This window comes from Streptomyces sp. NPDC046215 (assembly GCF_040646215.1).
Taxonomy (GTDB): Bacteria; Actinomycetota; Actinomycetes; order Streptomycetales; family Streptomycetaceae; genus Streptomyces; species Streptomyces stramineus.
In genome coordinates, this window is the sequence record NZ_JBEYZW010000197.1 from 1 (window position 1) to 1893 (window position 1893).

General features: G+C 71.5%; 1 protein-coding gene and 1 pseudogene. Both read left to right on the forward strand.

All coding sequences use genetic code 11. The features are described from left to right. Positions 1–255 precede the first annotated feature (255 nt). On the forward strand, positions 256–1284 hold the full coding sequence (locus tag ABZ951_RS33815) for a rod shape-determining protein (RefSeq protein ID WP_344096362.1): 1029 nt from the start codon (positions 256–258) through the stop codon (positions 1282–1284). Positions 1285–1375: 91 nt separating this feature from the next. Next, a pseudogene (locus tag ABZ951_RS33820) lies at positions 1376–1801 on the forward strand (tellurite resistance TerB family protein); the annotation flags it as partial. Positions 1802–1893: the final 92 nt, after the last annotated feature.

Consider the following 1893-nt stretch of genomic DNA (forward strand, 5'->3'; position numbering starts at 1 on the left):
ACCCCCCACCACCCCCCCCCCCACCCACCCCCCCCCCCACTTTGACCCCCCCGCGCAGCGGACCCGGCCCCCCCCCCCCCCCCCGCAGGGGCAACGGCGAGAAACCCGGCAACGCCCCGCGCAGCGGAGCGGCGCTCAAACCACAGCGCCCGCAATTCAACCGACCGGCCCAACCCAGCGCGCCCCGCACCCGCCGCGCGCGCAAGCTGGCGATGCGGCCAGTCAGGTCGCACCCTCGGCCCCCAGGGAACCCCCATGACCGCCCAGAGCCTTGAGCAGTTGCGCCGCTGCACCGTCGCCGTCGACCTGGGTGCCGCCCGCACCCGTGTGTACGTCCGCGGGTCCGGGTTGGTCGTCGACGAGCCGAGTATCGCGGCGGTCAACACCCATACCGGGTCGCTGATCGCGGTCGGTTCGCTGGCGCAGCAGATGTCGGGGCGGACGCCCAAGCACATCCGTGTGGTGCGGCCCGTGTCCGGCGGCACGGTCGTCGACATCGACATGGCCCAGCGCATGCTCCGCGTGCTCGTGAGCGACAAGATCCGCAAGGCGTGGCGGCGGAACCCGATGCTGCGGGTGGCGGTGTGCCTGCCGCACGACGCCGAGCCGATCGCGCAGCGCGCGGCCGTCGAGACCCTGACGGGCATCGGCGCGCGGCGCGTCGAGCTGGTGGACATACTCGTGGCCGCTGCCGTCGGGTGCGGGCTGCCCGTGGAGCAGCCCGAGGCGACGATGATCGTGATGTGCGGGGCGGCGTCGACGCAGGTCGCCGTGTTGTCCCTGGGTTCGATCGTGGCGGCGGAGAAGGTGCTGGTGGGCGGGGACGCCATCGACTACGCGGTCGTCCAGCACCTGCGGAGCCGGCACGAGCTGATGCTGCCCACGCAGGGGCTGCACCCGTTGCACCTGGCGCTGTCGGCGGATCCGGCGGCCGACGGGGCCGAGGTCCGGGGCCGGGACGTGGCCACGGGGCTGTCCCGGACGGTGATGGTGAGTACCTCGCAGGTCCGGGAGGCCATCCACACGCCGCTGACGGCGGTGATCGACGCGATCGGGCGGGTGCTGCGGGGGTGTCCGCCGGATCTGGTGGCCGATCTGGTGGAGGCGGGGGTCATGCTGGCGGGTGGCAGCGCGGTCCTGCCGGGGCTGGACCGGATGATCGCGGATTCGACGGGCATGCGGGTACGGATCGCCGAGAACCCCGACGTGTGTGCGGTGATGGGGCTGGGCGCGATGCTGGAGGGCCGGGTGCAGCCGCTGCACCTCGACCCCCTGGGCGCGTGACCTGAATTCCCGTTTGCCCCTTTGGGAACTTCTGTACCGGCTGGCGGAGTTTCTCTCTGTGCACCCTTGATTTCTATGAGGAGAGACACAGATGGCGCTCTGGGACCGGCTCAAGGACTCCGCGGCAACGATGCAGGGTCAGCTGGTGGCGAAGAAGAACGACCTGAAGAGCGGCGCCTTCCGTGACGCGAGCATGGCAATGTGCGCGCTGGTGGCCGCTGCTGACGGTTCGATCGACGCTTCCGAGCGGCAGCGCGTGGCCTCGCTGATCGCCACCAACGACGTGCTGAAGAACTTCCCCGCCGACGACCTTCAGGCGCGGTTCAACGACTACTGCCAGAAGCTGACGGCCGACTTCGACTTCGGCAAGGTCTCCGTCATGCAGACCATCGGCAAGGTCCAGAAGAAGCCGGTCGAGGCGCGTGCCGTCGTGCAGATCGGCATCGTGATCGGCGGCGCCGACGGCGACTTCGACAAGACCGAGCGGGCCGTCGTCCGCGAGGCGTGCTTCGCGGTGGGCATCGACCCCTCGGCTGGGACAGCGAGCCCCCGGCCGACGCGGCCGGTGCCCTGCAGGCGCTCGTCGCCCGGCTCCGGCGCGCCCTCGGC